The organism is Mesorhizobium sp. M4A.F.Ca.ET.020.02.1.1 (genome assembly GCF_004022645.1).
Lineage (GTDB): Bacteria > Pseudomonadota > Alphaproteobacteria > Rhizobiales > Rhizobiaceae > Mesorhizobium.
On sequence record NZ_RZOI01000065.1, the window covers coordinates 1 to 15621 of the forward strand.

The 15621-nt window shown below is 64.3% G+C and carries 19 protein-coding genes; 12 read left to right on the top strand and 7 right to left on the bottom strand.

From position 1 onward, the window contains the following. Positions 1 to 843, top strand: an 843-nt coding sequence (locus EN742_RS07215) for an acyltransferase (protein ID WP_148670046.1), incomplete at its 5' end; no start/stop codon positions are given. Between the two features lie 95 nt (positions 844 to 938). After that, the gene (locus tag EN742_RS07220) at positions 939 to 1997 is read left to right on the top strand and encodes a glycerophosphodiester phosphodiesterase family protein (protein WP_127406940.1); all 1059 of its coding nucleotides are present in this window, start codon (positions 939 to 941) and stop codon (positions 1995 to 1997) included. A gap of 213 nt (positions 1998 to 2210) precedes the next feature. Here the strand turns inward: EN742_RS07220 and EN742_RS07225 are convergent, their stop codons facing one another. Further along, positions 2211 to 3083, bottom strand: a complete 873-nt coding sequence (locus EN742_RS07225) for an aldo/keto reductase family oxidoreductase (protein WP_127406941.1) — start codon at positions 3081 to 3083, stop codon at positions 2211 to 2213. A gap of 94 nt (positions 3084 to 3177) precedes the next feature. Here EN742_RS07225 and EN742_RS07230 point away from each other — a divergent pair, with 94 nt between their 5' ends. Next, positions 3178 to 4089, top strand: coding sequence for a LysR family transcriptional regulator (locus EN742_RS07230; RefSeq protein ID WP_127422268.1), 912 nt, complete (start codon positions 3178 to 3180; stop codon positions 4087 to 4089). Between the two features lie 60 nt (positions 4090 to 4149). Here the strand turns inward: EN742_RS07230 and rpsI are convergent, their stop codons facing one another. The 3 genes from rpsI to EN742_RS07245 form a co-directional block, all read right to left on the bottom strand. Next, positions 4150 to 4626 (bottom strand): 30S ribosomal protein S9, encoded by a 477-nt coding sequence (gene rpsI / locus EN742_RS07235; RefSeq protein WP_126054908.1) that lies wholly within the window; start codon positions 4624 to 4626, stop codon positions 4150 to 4152. Further along, positions 4626 to 5090 (bottom strand): 50S ribosomal protein L13, encoded by a 465-nt coding sequence (rplM, locus tag EN742_RS07240; RefSeq protein ID WP_126054907.1) that lies wholly within the window; start codon positions 5088 to 5090, stop codon positions 4626 to 4628. Before rplM ends, rpsI begins: the two co-directional genes overlap by 1 nt. A gap of 227 nt (positions 5091 to 5317) precedes the next feature. Next, complete coding sequence (locus EN742_RS07245; protein ID WP_127407416.1) at positions 5318 to 5782, bottom strand: PaaI family thioesterase; 465 nt, start codon at positions 5780 to 5782, stop codon at positions 5318 to 5320. A 184-nt stretch (positions 5783 to 5966) separates the two neighbouring features. Between EN742_RS07245 and EN742_RS07250 the strand changes: the two genes are divergently transcribed. The 6 genes from EN742_RS07250 to EN742_RS07275 all read left to right on the top strand — a co-directional run bounded on the left by EN742_RS07250 (position 5967) and on the right by EN742_RS07275 (position 10330). Continuing rightward, complete coding sequence (locus EN742_RS07250; protein ID WP_126054905.1) at positions 5967 to 6788, top strand: enoyl-CoA hydratase; 822 nt, start codon at positions 5967 to 5969, stop codon at positions 6786 to 6788. Positions 6789 to 6813: 25 nt separating this feature from the next. Then, the gene (locus EN742_RS07255) at positions 6814 to 7236 is read left to right on the top strand and encodes a VOC family protein (RefSeq protein WP_126054904.1); all 423 of its coding nucleotides are present in this window, start codon (positions 6814 to 6816) and stop codon (positions 7234 to 7236) included. Positions 7237 to 7244: 8 nt separating this feature from the next. Next, a complete protein-coding gene (locus EN742_RS07260; protein WP_128332605.1) occupies positions 7245 to 8021 on the top strand; it encodes an AAA family ATPase in 777 nt (258 codons plus the stop codon). Beyond that, the gene (locus EN742_RS07265; RefSeq protein WP_126054902.1) at positions 8018 to 8539 is read left to right on the top strand and encodes a CoA-binding protein; all 522 of its coding nucleotides are present in this window, start codon (positions 8018 to 8020) and stop codon (positions 8537 to 8539) included. Before EN742_RS07260 ends, EN742_RS07265 begins: the two co-directional genes overlap by 4 nt. A 160-nt stretch (positions 8540 to 8699) precedes the next feature. Beyond that, positions 8700 to 9980 (top strand): O-acetylhomoserine aminocarboxypropyltransferase, encoded by a 1281-nt coding sequence (locus EN742_RS07270; protein WP_126054901.1) that lies wholly within the window; start codon positions 8700 to 8702, stop codon positions 9978 to 9980. After that, the gene (locus tag EN742_RS07275; RefSeq protein WP_128332606.1) at positions 9980 to 10330 is read left to right on the top strand and encodes a cupin domain-containing protein; all 351 of its coding nucleotides are present in this window, start codon (positions 9980 to 9982) and stop codon (positions 10328 to 10330) included. The genes EN742_RS07270 and EN742_RS07275 overlap by 1 nt, the downstream gene beginning before the upstream one ends. Before the next feature lie 16 nt (positions 10331 to 10346). Here EN742_RS07275 and EN742_RS07280 read toward each other — a convergent pair whose 3' ends face one another. Both EN742_RS07280 and EN742_RS07285 read right to left on the bottom strand, forming a co-directional pair. Then, entirely contained in the window at positions 10347 to 11039 is a 693-nt protein-coding gene (locus EN742_RS07280) for a transporter substrate-binding domain-containing protein (protein ID WP_127407791.1), read from the bottom strand. Positions 11040 to 11069: 30 nt separating this feature from the next. Continuing rightward, on the bottom strand, positions 11070 to 12323 hold the full coding sequence (locus tag EN742_RS07285) for a cytochrome P450 (RefSeq protein ID WP_126054898.1): 1254 nt from the start codon (positions 12321 to 12323) through the stop codon (positions 11070 to 11072). 105 nt (positions 12324 to 12428) lie between these two features. Here EN742_RS07285 and EN742_RS07290 point away from each other — a divergent pair, with 105 nt between their 5' ends. Beyond that, complete coding sequence (locus EN742_RS07290) at positions 12429 to 13532, top strand: FAD-dependent oxidoreductase (RefSeq protein ID WP_126054897.1); 1104 nt, start codon at positions 12429 to 12431, stop codon at positions 13530 to 13532. Here the strand turns inward: EN742_RS07290 and EN742_RS07295 are convergent. Next, a complete protein-coding gene (locus EN742_RS07295; protein ID WP_126054896.1) occupies positions 13529 to 14122 on the bottom strand; it encodes a hypothetical protein in 594 nt (197 codons plus the stop codon). The genes EN742_RS07290 and EN742_RS07295 overlap by 4 nt on opposite strands. Before the next feature lie 333 nt (positions 14123 to 14455). On the opposite strand from EN742_RS07295, the gene EN742_RS07300 reads away from it, so the two are divergent. Continuing rightward, the gene (locus EN742_RS07300; protein WP_126054895.1) at positions 14456 to 15085 is read left to right on the top strand and encodes an ATP-dependent Clp protease proteolytic subunit; all 630 of its coding nucleotides are present in this window, start codon (positions 14456 to 14458) and stop codon (positions 15083 to 15085) included. Between the two features lie 294 nt (positions 15086 to 15379). After that, on the top strand, positions 15380 to 15621 hold a 242-nt coding region (locus EN742_RS07305), incomplete at its 3' end, for a ClpX C4-type zinc finger protein (RefSeq protein ID WP_281034946.1).

A 15621-nucleotide genomic window follows, 5' to 3' on the forward strand; every position in this document is an offset into this window, starting at 1 on the left:
GGCACGGGTGCCGAGCCCTTCACCGGGGGCTTCGACCTCAACAGCCTCGCCACCAATCTCTTCCTGCTGCAAGGCATGGGTGTCGACGATCATCTGAGCTGGAACGCCCCGAGCTGGAGCATCTCGGCCGAATTCTTCGCCTATCTGCTGTTTGCCGCCGTTGTCTTCACGGCAGGCCGGCGCAGCTGGATCTGGCTTGTGGCCGCTGCCGTCACCGCGCCGCTTTTCCTGCTTGCCTTCTCTCGCACGCATATGGACGTGTCCTTCGACTTCGGCTTCATCCGCTGCCTCTACGGCTTCTCGCTCGGCGCGCTGCTGGCATGGTTTCAGCACGATTCCATTGCAGAGGCGCGACAGGCGCTTGCCGGTGACGCCAGGGCGCGGCTCGCCTGGACGGCGGCCGAGATGGTGATGATCGCGGTGATCGGTGTTTTCGTCGCGCTGGCCGGCGACAACGATGCCGGCATCGCCGCTCCCCTGGTGTTTGCGCTGGCGCTCTACCTCTTTGCGCATGAGGGCGGCTGGATCAGCGCCTTCCTGCGCACCCGGCCGATGCTGATGCTGGGCGCGCTCTCCTATTCCATCTACATGGTCCACATCTTCGTGCAGGCGCGCATGATCAATGTCGGCGGGCTGGTGGAGCGCAAGTTCGGGCTCCACCTGCTCGGCGACATCGTGCTGCGCGGCGACCACGCAACCGGCTTCGGCGCCGACCTGCCGGGGGTGGGCCTCGCCGCGATCCTTGCGATGCTTGTCGCCACCATCGCCGTGTCCTGGTGCACCTGGCGCTTCGTCGAAATGCCGGCCCTGGCCTGGTTCCGGCGGCTCGCCAAGCGGATCTGAGAAGCCAATCCGTTCAAGCCCATAGCCGGCTTCGTTCACCGGCTTGTCATGCGCATCGCCTAACCGGGGTTCCATCCGGAACGGAGCGATTCTTGATGCGTACCATCTGGCAAGGCCTTCTGCTTTCCGCGGCGCTTGCGGTCTCGATCGGCCATGCCTTGGCCGGCGAAACGCGCGCCAGGCAGATCCTCGACCGCTTCGAGCATGCCAACCAGTGGCGCGACCATGTGATGGTGGCGGCGCACCGCGCCGGCGGCATGCAGGCCGGCAAGACGCTCTATCCGGAAAACTCGCTTGCCGCTGTCGAAGCCTCGATCGCGCTCGGCGCCGAGATCGTCGAGGTCGACATCCGCCGCTCGAAGGACGGCGAGTTCGTCGTCATGCATGACAGCTGGCTCGACCGCACCACCAACTGCAAGGGCGAGGTGGTCGGCTACACGGTCGCCGAGCTGAAGGAATGCCGGCTGGTCCTCGAAGGCACTGGCGCTGTCACCAGTGAGCCGGTTTCGACGCTGCGCGAGATGCTCCTGGCGACCAGGGACCGGATCCTGATCAATCTGGACAACAAGCTCGACGTTCGGGCCTTGCCCGGGATGATCGCGGTTGCCCGCGATCTCGGCATGGCCGATCAGGTCATCGTCAAGGAGAACCTCTGGAACCAGCAGCGGATCGACACCGTCAAGGCGGCGATCGATGCCACCGGCGGCGGCTTCCAGTTCATGCCGATCATCGCCGACGACGCCGTGCGTGACGCCGCCTTCGCCGAGAAGGTCGGCCGGGTCTTTTCGCCTGGCGCGATCGAACTGATCAATTGGCGGGCTGGCGGCGAGACGTTGACCGAGACGGGCGGACCGCTGTTCAGCAATCGCATGCGGGCTTCTGCCGTGCGCGGCGGCTGGCACATCTGGGCCGACACCTACGCCATCGTCAACAAGCCTGGCGGCTACCTCTCCGGCGGCCGCGGCGACGAGTTGGCTGTCGCTGCCAGCCTGCCGCGCGAGACCTGGGGGTTCTGGGCCGAGCGCGGCGCCAGCATCATCCAGACCGATGAGCCTAAGGCAGCGATCGAATGGCTCGCAGCGAACGGTTTTCGCGTGCCTTATGCAGATCAGCCTCGGCCCGCCGAGCCGGCGCACACGGCGAGCATCAATTAGGCGTCGGCGCCGACGCAGCTGATCTCCCCCCTTGTGGGGGAGATGCCCGGCAGGGCAGAGGGGGGCGCTGTCCCGCCAGCCTATCCAGCAGCTGGGTCCAATCGCGGCCGCATTTCAGGTGTTTGTTGATCGCAGGCCTTTGAGGATGGTGTTCCTTCGCGCCCCCCCTCTGGCCTGCCGGCCATCTCCCCCACGAGGGGGGAGATTAGCCAATCACGCCGCTTTCGCCACGCCATCCAGTTCCAGCAGGACGTCCGCCGACAGTTCCAGCTCCGCCGCTGCGAGGTTTTCCCGCAGATGCGCAACTGACGACGTGCCGGGGATCAGAAGCACATTGGGCGAGCGCTGCAGCAGCCACGCCAGCGCCACCTGCATCGGCGTAGCGCCGAGCCGATCCGCCACCCCCGACAGGGTCGAGGATTGCAGCGGGTTGAATCCGCCGAGCGGAAAGAACGGCACATAGGCAATGCCGGCGCGCGCCAGTTCGTCGATCAGCGCGTCGTCGTCCCGGTGCGCCAGATTGTACTGGTTCTGCACGCAGACGATGTCGCAGATTTTTCGACCCTCCGCAATTTGGGTGCGGGTGACGTTGCTCAAGCCGATATGGCGCACCAGGCCTTTGCGCTGCAGTTCGGCAAGCTTGGTGACCTGCGCCTCGATGGAGCCTTCCGCCGGACCATGCACCCCGAACATGATGCGCAGATTGACGACATCCATCACCTCGAGGCCAAGATTGCGAAGGTTGTCGTGCACGGCCTGCTCGAGCTCATCGGCCGTGAACGCCGGCAGCCAGGAGCCGTCTTCGCCACGACGGGCGCCGATCTTGGTGACGATGGTGAGGTCGTCGGGGTAAGGCGATAGCGCCTCGCGAATCAGCCTGTTGGTGACGTAAGGGCCGTAGAAGTCGCTGGTGTCGATATGGTTCACACCTTGCGCCACCGCTTCGCGCAGCACGGCGATGGCCGCGTCATGGTCTTTCGGCGGGCCGAACACGCCTTTGCCCGCGAGCTGCATGGCGCCGTAGCCGAGGCGACGGACGGGGCGGTCGCCGAGTGTGAAGGTGTCGGATTTGTCGATGCCGGACATGCTGTGTCTCCTTGCTGTCGACGAGGCAGATAGGCGCTGTCGGCTGTTTCGATAATCGCCTATAATCCGGACAGGTTGTACGGAGTAGCGAACAATGGCGGCGGATCTCAACGATCTCCAGGCGTTTATGGCGGTGGCGCGCGCCGGCGGTTTTCGCGAAGGAGCCCGGGCGACGGCGGGCAGCGCCTCCGCGCTCAGCGAAGCCATCCGCCGTCTGGAAACCCAGCTCGGTGTCAGGCTCTTCAACCGCACCACGCGCAGCGTTGCTTTGACCGAGGCTGGTGCCAGCCTGCTGGCGCGGCTCGGCCCGGCATTGGGCGAGGTAGAAGCTGCGCTCGATGTGGTGAACGGCTTTCGCGACCGGCCCGCCGGAACCTTGCGTCTCAACGTGCCGATAAGCGCCTCGCGGCTGGTGCTGCCCAAAATCGTTCCGGGATTTCTCGCGGCCTACCCCGCCATTCGCCTGGAGGTGATCGCCGAAGAGAACTTTATCGATCTGCTGGTGGCCGGCTGCGACGCGGGAATCCGCTATGACGAGCGGCTGGAGCAGGACATGATCGCGGTGCCGATTGGGCCGCGCGCGCAGCGCTTCACGACCTCCGCTGCGCCGTCCTACCTTGACCGGCACGGCCGGCCGCAGCACCCGCGCGACCTGCTTGGCCATGCCTGTGTGCGCGGCCGCTTCCCGAGCGGGGTCATGACGCCCTGGGAGTTCGAGCGCGACGGCGAGGTAGTGCGCGTCGATCCCACGGGGCCATTGGTCGTTAGCATCGGTGGAGGCGTCGATCTCGCTGTCGATGCGGCGATCGCTGGTGTCGGCATTCTCTGGCTGTTCGAGGACTGGGTGCGCCCGCATTTCGAGAGCGGCGCGCTGGAGCCTGTGTTGGAGCCGTGGTGGCAGAGCTTTCCGGGGCCGTTTCTCTATTATCCCGGGCGCCGCCTGGTACCGGCGCCGCTGCGGGCCTTCATCGACTACATCAAGACACCGGCCGGCCGCGGCCCCTGAGCATCCCAAAAACAAAAGGCCGCCCGAAGGCGGCCTTTCGAAAGCTTGAAACCGGAGCGCTTAGCGCTTCGAGAACTGGAAGGAGCGGCGGGCCTTCGCCTTGCCGTACTTCTTGCGCTCGACGACGCGGCTGTCGCGAGTCAGGAAGCCGCCCTTCTTGAGCACGGCGCGCAGCGCCGGCTCGTAGTAGGTCAGCGCCTTGGAGATGCCGTGACGAACGGCACCGGCCTGGCCGGACAGGCCGCCGCCGATGACGGTGGCGACGATGTCGTACTGGCCAGCCCGGTTGGCGGCGATGATCGGCTGGTTGAGGATCATCTGCAGCACCGGACGCGCGAAGTAGCTCGCGAATTCCTTGTCGTTGACGACGATCTTGCCGGAGCCCGGCTTCACCCAGACACGCGCGATGGCGTTCTTGCGCTTGCCGGTGGCATAGGCGCGGCCCGACTTGTCGAGCTTCTGGACGTGGACGGGAGCGGCCGGCTGCGCGACGGCAGCGGCGGTCCCGAGTTCTGCGAGCGAGGAAAGCTCAGCCATTACGAAGCCCTCTTGTTCTTGGAGTTCAGCTTGGCCACGTCGAGCGTGACGGGCTGCTGGGCGACATGCGGATGTTCAGCGCCTGCATAGACGCGGAGATTCTTCATCTGGCGACGGCCAAGCGGGCCGCGCGGGATCATGCGCTCGACGGCCTTCTCGACGACGCGCTCGGGGAAACGGCCCTCGAGCAGCTGGCGCGCGGTGCGCTCCTTGATGCCGCCGGGATGGCCGGTGTGCCAGTAGTAGACCTTGTCGGTGTACTTCTTGCCGGTGAACACCACCTTGTCGGCATTGATGACGATGACGTTGTCGCCGTCGTCGACATGCGGGGTGAAGGTGGGCTTGTGCTTGCCGCGCAGATGGTTGGCGATGACAGTGGCGAGGCGGCCGACGACGAGACCTTCGGCGTCGATCAGCACCCACTTCTTCACCACATCCGCAGGCTTCTGCGAAAAGGTAGCCATGGTTCTTGCTCTCGGTTGGACCCTCCCTACCCGCGAACGACAGGGAAAGGCGTTTCTTGTTGCTTGGATTGGCTGGGGTGTTCGCCCGTGGCCAATAACAAAACGGCGGCCGTTGCGGGCCGCTGCTTCACGAGGGCTTATAGGCGAGGGCAATCAGCGCGTCAAGGCGACCGAAATCTCTGTTTGTGTGGAAAACATAGCAAAAACAACGAATTGAGCAAAAGGTATTATTTTACCACATCATTCGGACGTTTCGGTGGGATCGAATAGGTGCCTGTGGCATGCGCTACCGTGTGTCCGTCCGGCCCGGCGACGATGTCGATGTCGAACACCATCAGGCTTTTTCCCAGCTTCAGGATGCGGCAATGGCCGTCGATCGGACCGGCCTCGGCCTTGCGCACGAAGTTGATGTTGAGGTTGGTGGTGACTGACAGCGCATCCGGCCCGGCATGCGAGAGCACGCAGACATAGCCCCCAATATCGGCCAGCGTGAACAGCGAAGGGCCGGAAACCGTGCCGCCGGGCCGCAGATGCCGCGCATCGGCATTGAGCCGCACGGTGCAGCCGCCGGGAAACACCTCCAGCGCCTGATAGAAGGAAAACTGGTCGTTGAGCTGCGGATAGACGCTTTCCATCAACCGATTGACGTCAGCCGCGGTCAACACCGGCTTCAGATTGCTTTGAGCGGGCATCGGCGATTTCCTATGTGCGGGACGGGCAGGGCACCCAAGGCGAGGGCGCCTGGACCAAATGTTGCGGCCGAGAAAACACGGCTAGCGGCTTTTCTTCAATCGGCAGCGTGCTAGTTCTTTTGTTCCATGGTCTGTGAAGTTCGCCACAGCAGGGCGAGAAGGATTGGGCGGAGAGGTTTGGAACATGGCTGAAGTCGTTGCCATCAAGCCGGCAATCGCCGAGGGGCCTGTTGTCGCCAGCCTGGACAAAGGCATTCTTCGCCTGACGCTCGCCAGCCCGCCGGCCAATGCCTTGTCGCTGGCGGTGATGGCGGCGCTGATGGCCGAGTTCGATCGCGCGAAATCCGACAGATCCGTCCGCGTCATTATCCTCGCGGCGTCCGGTAAGGTGTTCTGCGCCGGCCACGATCTCAAGGAACTGAGCGCCCATCGCAGCGATGCCGATCGCGGCCGGGGTTTCTTCGAAGAGACCTTTGCCGCTTGCGCCGAGTTGATGCAGGCGATCGTGCGCCACCCCAGGCCCGTCATCGCCGAGGTCGACGGCCTCGCCACCGCCGCCGGGCTGCAATTGGTCGCGAGCTGCGATCTTGCGATTGCCTCGCACGAGGCGACGTTCTGCACGCCGGGCGTCAACATCGGCCTGTTCTGCTCGACGCCGATGGTGGCGCTGTCGCGCAATGTCTCGCGCAAGCAGGCCATGGAAATGCTGTTGACCGGTGAGACGATCGACGCGGCCACAGCCAGGGAATTCGGCCTCATCAACCGCATCGTGCCGCGCGAATACCTGAATCAGGTTGTCAGCAAATACGCGCAAACCATTGCTTCAAAATCATCTTTGGTGATCAAGACCGGCAAGGAGGCGTTCTACGCCCAGGCCGAGATGGCGCTGGCCGACGCTTATGCCTACACCGGCCGCGTGATGGTCGAGAACATGTTGGCGCGCGACGCCGAGGAAGGCATCGGCGCTTTCGTAGGCAAGCGCAAGCCGGAATGGAAGGACGAGTAGGGCGCCCGGAAACAGGAAGATCCGAATGGAACCGCGTATCTCCATCATCACCATCGCCACCGACGATCTCGATCGCGCGACGCGCTTCTATGAGGGCATGGGCCTGGCCCGCCATCAAGGGATCACAGAGGGCGTCGCCTTCTTCCAGATGGGTGGCGCCATCCTCGGCCTGTTCCCGCGCCAGAGCGCCGAGGAGGATTCCGGCATCAGCTTTGCAAAGGCGCCGTCGGCCGTCTACCTCGCCTACAACACCCGCTCCGACGCCGAAGTCGATGAAGTCCTTGCCATGGCCGAGAAAGCTGGCGGCAGGATCGTGAAACCGGCCGGCCGCGCCTTCTGGGGCGGCTGGTATGGCTATTTCGCCGATGCCGACGGCCATGTCTGGGAAGTCGCCCACAATCCGGCCTTTCCGATCGCGGAAGACGGCTCGATCTCGTTGCCAGGCTGACGCTGCCCGTGGCGCCTCGCAAGCAACTGACGCGGCTGAAGGCGCCCTACCTCAAGCGCATCCTGCTCGAGCCGGCGCGCGTCGAGGACTGGGAACAATATCCCTGGAACCTGCCGATCTTCGCCAGCCGCGCGTTCGAGTTCGAATTCACCACGCCGATCACCATTATCGTCGGCGAGAACGGCACCGGCAAATCGACGCTGCTCGAAGCCATCGGCGCGCTGGCCGGCTATGACGAGGCCGGCGGGGGCAAGGGTTACAGGCCGGTCGATCATTCGGCTGCCATCGACAAGAGCGGGACCGCGCTGGCCAACGCCTTGCGCGGCCACTGGCTGCCGAAGGTCACGGCCGGCTGGTTCTTCCGGGCCGAGTCCTTCTACTCCGTCGCTCGTTACCTCGATCAGGCGGCGCTGGACTCTGGTGGTGCGCCGCCCGATTTCCTCTCCTGGTCGCATGGCGAGGGCTTCATCCGCTTCTTCGAGGAGCGCTGCCGTCGGCAAGGCATCTACATCTTGGACGAGCCGGAAAGCGCGCTTTCGCCGACGCGCCAGATCGAACTGCTCAAGCTGCTCGGGCGGATGGACCAGTCCGGCACCGCGCAGGTGATCATGGCGACGCACTCGCCGCTGCTGATGGCCTGTCCCGGCGCGCGCCTGTTCCGCATCAGCCGCTTCGGGCTCGACCTGGTCGATTTTCGCGACACCGACCACTTTCGCATGATGCGCGATTTCTGCGGCGATCCGGATGGTTTTCTCGCTGAAGCGCTGTATGAGGACGAGGCATGAACCACGACAGCTACGACAACACCTATATCGCCGGCATCCTCAATTCGGTGAAGACCGTCGCCATGGTCGGCGCGTCGCCCAACGACGTTCGGCCGAGTTTTTTCGTGCTGAAATACCTGCTGGCCAAGGGGTTCTCGGTGTTCCCGATCAATCCTGGCCATGCCGGCAAGGAAATTCTCGGCCGTACCGTCTACGCAAGCCTCGCCGACGTGCCGCAGCCGGTCGACATGGTGGACATCTTTCGTGGCTCGGTCGCGGTGCCGGGCATCCTAGATCAGATTCTGCGGCTCGATCCCTTGCCGAAAGTGGTCTGGATGCAGCTTGGCGTGCGCAATGACGAGGCGGCTGTCCGCGCCGAGGCCGCCGGCATGAAGGTGGTGATGAACCGCTGCCCGAAGATCGAATACGGCAAGCTGTCGGGCGAGATCGGCTGGACCGGCGTCAATTCCGGCGTGCTGTCGTCCAAGAAGCCGCTGATGCGGCAGGGCTTCCAGAGCTTCGGCGTAAGGCAAAAATAGCCCGGCTGCCGCGGCGCAAAATTATTCCGGGAAGAATAGGATTTTCTCGGGCGTTCGTCGCGGATCCCTCGCCGAAAGGTATTTTCTTCTTTGCATTCATGGCCGGCCTTCGCCAAGAATGCCCGGCGATTTCTTGCGCAGGTTCCTGAGGGAGTTTTCGATGACGCGTACGCCCGGTTTCAACACGCTCGCCATTCATGCCGGCGCCAAGCCCGATCCGGCGACGGGCGCCCGGGCGACCCCGATCTACCAGACCACCTCCTATGTTTTCGATGACGCCGACCATGCCGCTTCGCTGTTCGGCTTGAAGGCCTTCGGCAACATCTACACCCGCATCATGAACCCCACCCAGGCGGTGCTCGAGGAGCGCGTCGCGGCGCTCGAGGGCGGCACCGCGGCGCTGGCGGTCGCATCCGGCCACGCCGCGCAGATACTGGTGTTCCACAATCTGATGCAGCCGGGCGACAATTTCGTCGCCGCGACAAGGCTTTACGGCGGCTCGATCAACCAGTTTGGCCACGCCTTCAAGAATTATGGCTGGGAGGTTCGCTGGGCCGACACCAACGATGTCTCAACCTTCGAAAGCCAGATCGACGACAGGACCAAGGCGATCTTCATCGAGAGCCTTGCCAATCCGGGCGGCATCTTCGTCGACATCGAGAAGATCGGCGACATCGCCCGCAAGCACGGCCTGCCGCTGATCGTCGACAACACGCTGGCCTCGCCCTATCTGGTGCGGCCGATCGAGCACGGCGCCGACATCGTCGTCCATTCGCTGACCAAGTTCATCGGCGGCCACGGCAATTCGATCGGCGGCGCCATCGTCGACGGCGGCACCTTCGACTGGTCGAAGTCGGGCAAATATCCGATGCTGTCAGAACCGCGCCCCGAATATGGCGGCATCGTGCTGCACGAGACCTTCGGCAATTTCGCCTTTGCGATTGCCGCGCGCGTACTCGGCCTGCGCGACATCGGCCCGGCGATCTCGCCCTTCAACGCCTTCCTGATCCTGACCGGACTGGAGACGCTGCCGCTGCGCATGCAGCGCCACTGCGACAATGCGGCGAGCGTCGCCGGCTGGCTTTCGAACCATCCCAAGGTCGCGTGGGTGAGCTATCCCAGCCTGCCGGGCGACAAGAACAACGCCCTGCAGAAGAAATATTCGCCGCAGGGCGCGGGCGCGGTGTTCACCTTCGGTCTCAAAGGCGGCTACGCGGCGGGCGTCAAGTTCGTCGAGGCGCTGGAGCTTTTCTCGCATCTTGCCAATGTCGGCGACACCAAGTCGCTGGTCATCCATCCGGCCTCGACCACGCACCGCCAGCTTTCCGACGAGCAGAAGATCAAGGCCGGCGCCGGGCCGGACACGGTCCGTCTTTCGGTCGGCATCGAGGACGTCAACGACATCGTCGCCGACCTCGAACAGGCGCTGGACAAGGTCTGATGGCGGCGCCGAATTTTCTCTCTGTCGATGTCGCAAGCGCCGAGCCGGAGGCCGGCGCGCCGGCTCCGGACCGGCTGATTTCGGGCGATCCGAAGTTCCGCACCTGGAATGTCGAGGAGCGGGACGGCGACCTTTATGCCGGCATCTGGGAAGCGACGCCCGGCAAATGGCGCATCGTCTATGACGAGTGGGAGTTCTGCCACATCCTGTCCGGCGTTTCGGTGATCTCCGAGGAAGGCGGCGAGGCGCGCACCGTCAGGGCCGGCGACAGCTTCGTGCTGCGGCCGGGCTTCAAGGGCAGTTGGGAAGTGCTTGAAACCACCCGCAAGGAATATGTGATCAAGCTCTGACCGCCTGCCAACCGGATCAGAGCAGGCGGTCGATTTCGCTGCCGGAGAATCCGTATTCGCTCATCATCTGCCGGTGCCAGGGGCCGCCGAGCAGCTCGCCCAGGCAGGAATCGATGCGCTGGCGCAGCGCGCCGCTGTCTTTGGCCAGTGCGAAGGCGCCCGCCGCCGGCTGCCTTTCCTCGGCCGGAACATCGATGACGGCGAGTTGTGTATCGGGCCGTCCGGCCAGGTAGCCGCGATGCGCCATGGCGACGCTGGCATAGGCATGCACCACGCCGGCGGCGACGGCCTCGGCCGCCTCGGCCTGGGTGCCGAAGATCCTGATCCGCTCGGCCGGAATGCCGTTACGCAGCGCCGTCTGGTGCTGGATCTGGCCTGATATGACACCGATCATGCCGGTCTGATCCATGGCGACCGAGCGATAGCCTACGAAACCGCGCGGATTGTCCCTGGCGACCAGCAGTCCGTCCGACAGCATCCAGATCGGCCGGGTGAAATCGACCAGCTTCTTACGCCCGTCGGAGATGAACAGTCCGGTGGTCATGTCCCACCGATCCCCGGCCAATCCGGGCAGCAGTTCCGCGAACTCCGCTTCGACGGCCGAAAAGCCTTCCAGCCCCAATGTCTGGCAGACTTTCTCCGCCAGCACCGCGTCGCAGCCGTGCAAGGCGCCCGAGGAATCGGTGAAGCAGAATGGCAGAAGGCGAATCTCATGGTCCCGATATCCGTCCGTCGCCTGTCAGAAGGCCACCGCGAGCCGTTCCAGCCCATGGAAATGATAGCTGTCGCGGAAGCGCGGCTCCTCGGCGAGGTGGAGCTTTGGCCGCCGCTCGAACAGGGTCTTCAGCGAGACCTGCAGTTCGAGCCGCGCCAGCGGCGCGCCGATGCAGAAATGGATGCCGGCGCCGAAGGAGACGTTCTTCTGGTCGGCCCGGCCGGGATTGAAGGCCTGCGGCGCAGCGAAGGCGGAGGGGTCGCGGTTGGCCATGCCGAGCAGCAGCGCAATCTTGTCGCCAGGCTTGAGCACGATGCCTGGCTGGACTTCGATCTCCTCATAGGCATAGCGCAGGAACATATGCAGCGGCGCGTCGAAGCGCAGGCATTCCTCGACCGTGGCCGCGGTCGCCTCCGGCGTGGTGAAGAAGCGGCTGGGGTCGCCGCCCTGCGCCAGGATCGCGCGCACCGCATTGCCGGTCTGGTGCACGGTCGCTTCGTGGCCGGCATTGAGCAGCAGAATGGTCGATGACACCAGTTCGTCCTCGGACAGTTTCTGGCCGTCCTCCTGCGCAGAAATCAGAAGCGAAAGCAGGTCGTCGCCCGGCTGCTTGCGCCGCTCGGCGACGTACCCGCGCAGGAAATCGGAAAAGTCGCGCGCGGCGCGGTTGGCGGTCTCCTCGGTCTCGCGCGTGCGGCCATGCATGTACATGGCGACGATCTGGTGCGACCAGTCGAGCAGTTGCGGCGCCATCGCCACCGGCACGCCGAGCATTTCGGCGATGATGGTGATCGGCAAGGGCGACGCAAAGGCAGGCAGAAGGTCGACCCCGGCGGGCTCGAAGCTGTCGATCAGTTCGTTGGCCAACGCCTCGACGCGTGGCCGCAGCCGCTCGACCTGGCGCGAGACGAAGGCGCGGTTGACCAGCGTCCGCAGTCTGGTGTGGACCGGCGGCTCCAGTTCCAGCATCGAATTGGCCTCGATGCCGTCGAAGGCGGCGAGATGCGAACGGTCCTGGCCGACGCCGCGGCTGTCGGGAATGCCGGCCGGGTTCTGGCGGCCGAAGCGGCGGTCGCGCAAGAGCCGGTTGACGTCGTCGAAGCCGCCAAAGCACCAGAAACCGTAGTCCTCCCAGAAGAAGGCGTCCGCGGCGCCCTGCAGGAAGGCATAGGCGTCGTACGGGTTCAGGAAGAAGGCCGGTTCGTGCGGGTCGAGCCGCAGGCGACGGCCGGCGGGATCGAAGGCAAGGTAGGCGGGTGGCGGCATCAAATCGGTCATGCTGGATCATTAGCGCGCCTTGCCAGCCCGGTGCCAGACCGTATCTTGGCGCCCGGCAACCCGATGAATTGAGCCAGCGGGGACCGCTGTGGAAGGATGGTTTCGATGAATGTGATCGTGGTCGGCGCCGGCATCGCCGGACTTTCGACGGCGTGGTCGCTTGTCAAAGCCGGGCACAGCGTTTCGATCGTCGAGCAGGGGCCGATCCCCAACCCGCTTGCCGCATCGGGGGACCATCACCGCATCATCCGTCGCGCCTACCGCGCCGGCACCGGCTATGGCAGGCTGATCACGGAGGCGTATGACGCCTGGGACGAGATGTGGGCCGATCTCGGCGAGAGCCATCTCGATGCCAGGGGTTTCCTCTGCATCTCGCGTGAGCCCGGCGACGAGGCCGAGGAATACCGCGAAGGCCTGGAGGAGGGGAACTTTCCCTTCGAGTTGCTCGACCCGGCCGCCGCGGTCGAGCGCTGGCCTTTCCTGGAGCCGGGCTCATTCCGCTATGCCTATTTTTCGACCGAGGGTGGCGCTCTGCATTGCCGCAGGATCGCCTCCGGCCTCTCTGCATGGCTGCGCGCCAACGGCGCCAATGTCTACGAACACAGCAAGGTGGTCGAGGTCGATGCCGAGGCCGGTCGGATCACGCTGGCCGGCGGCGAGACGATGCAGGCCGACCGCATCGTGGTCACTGCCGGCGCGTGGGTGCTGAAGCTGTTCCCGGAGCTCGGCGGTGAATTGAAGACCTATCGCACCGCGCTTGCTTATGTCGAACCGCCAGCCGATCTTAGGGTGGCCTGGGAAACGGCGCCCGTCATCCTCGATGTCGGCGGCGTCACCGACGGCTACATGATCCCGCTGACGCGCGGCGCCGGCATGAAATTCGGTTCGGGCCTGCACAAGGTGCCGACCAGCGACGCCGATCGGAACCGGGCGCCGGTGCCGGGCGAGGGGGAGGTGATCCGCAACCTGTTCTCGCCGCCGATCGCCCGCATCGCTGAATACAGGGTGACCGAGGTCGTGACCTGCGCCTACACCTTCACCGCCGACGAGAAGTTCTTGGCGCACGAAAGGGGCAAATGCCTGGTCGTCTCGGCCTGCTCCGGTCATGGCTACAAGTTCGGCGCGGCGGTCGGCAGGCGTGTCGCCAAAGCCGTTGGCGACGGTGATGTCGGCGGCCTCAAGAAGTGGCTGCGGGCAGAGGTGGCCTAATCCCGGCAATGGCGCTCGATATGCACGCGCCGCCAGTGCGTGGAGCCTTCCCTGACCAGAACCCGACGCGCCACCCTCTGGTATGAGGGCGCGATCTCGGTGATGCGCCGCCGCTCCGGCCGTACCAGCACCTCCCGGGCGACGCTCTCATATTCGGCCGGAAGGACCACGCGCCGCACACGCTCGGGTTCGATGACCACGGTTTCGGCGACCCGCGCATAGCGGGCCTTGCGCCACACCTTGCACAGTACCTTGCGGCCGTGGATGATGCGCCATTCCCAGGCATAGCCGCCATCGTCAACCTTGACCGTGTGGTAGACGGTGCGGCTGACGGCCGGCACCACCTCGTAGCTGACGCGGGCTGGCGCGATCTGCTCGACGCTCTCGCGCGTGCCGTAGATCGGCGCATCGTAGTCGACGAGTTGGCCGCCGGGGCTGACCATCAAGTCCTCGTAAACGGTATCGTAGACCGCCGGCCTGCGGATCGGCTCGTAGCATTCGAGCGCGCGGGCGCCGGCAGCCGTTTGCGATATCGTGGCAAGGATGGCGAGGCCCGCCACGGCCAGGGATGCAGGGCTTTTGCGGATCATGACATTCCCCCATGGAAAAGAACGCCAGTTCAACGCGGAAGTTGTAGCGGAAGCTCCGTGCCCGGAAAGCGGTTTTGCGGCTTTTCGTTAAGGGGCGCGGTTAAGAAAGTGCTACCGTTTCGGAGTGCCCCGGGAGCCGGTTCGTCGAAAGACGCTTCGCTCCCGCCTTTCGTGGTGGTAGCGCTTGATTCGGCTTAACCAGATGGCTAGGAGGGGCGGCCTTGCGTTAGGGTGAGCCGGCATCCTATTTACATCCTAACGATCCAGAACCGATTCTGCCCGATTGCTCATACTCCCCGGCGCCGGAATCCCATCTTCAAAAAGGGATAGTCCATGAAGAACCCCGTCGAAACCTACATGAACCTCGTTCCGATGGTGGTCGAACAGACCAATCGCGGCGAGCGGGCCTACGACATTTTCTCGCGCCTGCTGAAGGAGCGCATCATCTTCATCACCGGTCCGGTCGAGGACGGCATGGCGACGCTGGTTTGTGCACAGCTTTTGTTCCTCGAGGCGGAGAACCCGAAGAAGGAAATCAACCTCTACATCAATTCGCCGGGCGGTGTCGTCACTTCGGGCATGGCGATCTACGACACCATGCAGTTCATCAAGCCGGCGGTGTCGACGCTCTGCATCGGCCAGGCCGCCTCGATGGGCTCGCTGCTGCTTTGCGCCGGCCACAAGGACATGCGCTTCGCCACGCCGAACGCCCGCATCATGGTCCACCAGCCGTCCGGCGGCTTCCAGGGTCAGGCCTCAGACATCGAACGTCATGCCCAGGACATCATCAAGCTGAAGCGCCGCCTCAACGAGGTCTACGTCAAGCACACCGGCAAGAGCTATGACGAGATCGAAAAGACGCTCGACCGTGACCATTTCATGACCGCCGACGAGGCCAAGGACTTTGGTCTGATCGACAAGGTCATTTCGTCGCGCGAGGCCGCCGAAGTCGCCGCCGCATAGGCCCCGGTTGGCAGCCTGGTGGCGGGAAAACACGCTTTTGGCGTGGCTTGCGGCATTTCGGCCACAATTGGCTGTTCCCTCGACGGGTGGGATTGCCTACGTTAAGGCTATGTTGATTTTCGACGGCTTAGCTTTGTGTGGGGTTGCTGCGAATCGTTGCCGCGTCTTCTGATTTGTGTTTCGTACGGAATACGCTGTGTGAGCTGGGACACTGGCGGTAGCGCATTCTCGCGATAGATTGATGAGACGCCCTTGGCCAGACCATCGGCGGGCGGGCGGGGAAAGGACAGGAAAATGAGCAAGGTCGGCAACAACGGCGGTGATTCAAAGAACACGCTCTACTGCTCGTTTTGCGGCAAAAGCCAGCACGAGGTGCGCAAGCTGATTGCCGGTCCGACGGTCTTCATCTGCGATGAATGCGTCGAGCTCTGCATGGACATCATCCGCGAGGAGAACAAGACCTCGATGGTGAAGTCGCGCGAGGGCGTGCCGACCCCGCAGGAGATCCTCAAGGTCCTCGACGACTATGTCATCGG

Bases quoted from the DNA above. Each gene is read 5' to 3' on its own strand.
- EN742_RS07265 (WP_126054902.1), top strand. From the start codon at position 8,018: ATGAACCACGACAGCTACGACAACACCTATATCGCCGGCATCCTCAAT.
- EN742_RS07225 (WP_127406941.1), bottom strand. From the start codon at position 3,083: ATGTCCGGCATCGACAAATCCGACACCTTCACACTCGGCGACCGCCCC.
- EN742_RS07245 (WP_127407416.1), bottom strand. From the start codon at position 5,782: ATGCCCGCTCAAAGCAATCTGAAGCCGGTGTTGACCGCGGCTGACGTC.
- EN742_RS07255 (WP_126054904.1), top strand. From the start codon at position 6,814: ATGGAACCGCGTATCTCCATCATCACCATCGCCACCGACGATCTCGAT.
- EN742_RS07230 (WP_127422268.1), top strand. From the start codon at position 3,178: ATGGCGGCGGATCTCAACGATCTCCAGGCGTTTATGGCGGTGGCGCGC.
- EN742_RS07295 (WP_126054896.1), bottom strand. From the start codon at position 14,122: ATGATCCGCAAAAGCCCTGCATCCCTGGCCGTGGCGGGCCTCGCCATC.
- rpsI (WP_126054908.1), bottom strand. From the start codon at position 4,626: ATGGCTGAGCTTTCCTCGCTCGCAGAACTCGGGACCGCCGCTGCCGTC.
- EN742_RS07285 (WP_126054898.1), bottom strand. From the start codon at position 12,323: ATGACCGATTTGATGCCGCCACCCGCCTACCTTGCCTTCGATCCCGCC.
- EN742_RS07270 (WP_126054901.1), top strand. From the start codon at position 8,700: ATGACGCGTACGCCCGGTTTCAACACGCTCGCCATTCATGCCGGCGCC.
- rplM (WP_126054907.1), bottom strand. From the start codon at position 5,090: ATGGCTACCTTTTCGCAGAAGCCTGCGGATGTGGTGAAGAAGTGGGTG.
- EN742_RS07290 (WP_126054897.1), top strand. From the start codon at position 12,429: ATGAATGTGATCGTGGTCGGCGCCGGCATCGCCGGACTTTCGACGGCG.
- EN742_RS07220 (WP_127406940.1), top strand. From the start codon at position 939: ATGCGTACCATCTGGCAAGGCCTTCTGCTTTCCGCGGCGCTTGCGGTC.
- EN742_RS07300 (WP_126054895.1), top strand. From the start codon at position 14,456: ATGAAGAACCCCGTCGAAACCTACATGAACCTCGTTCCGATGGTGGTC.
- EN742_RS07275 (WP_128332606.1), top strand. From the start codon at position 9,980: ATGGCGGCGCCGAATTTTCTCTCTGTCGATGTCGCAAGCGCCGAGCCG.
- EN742_RS07250 (WP_126054905.1), top strand. From the start codon at position 5,967: ATGGCTGAAGTCGTTGCCATCAAGCCGGCAATCGCCGAGGGGCCTGTT.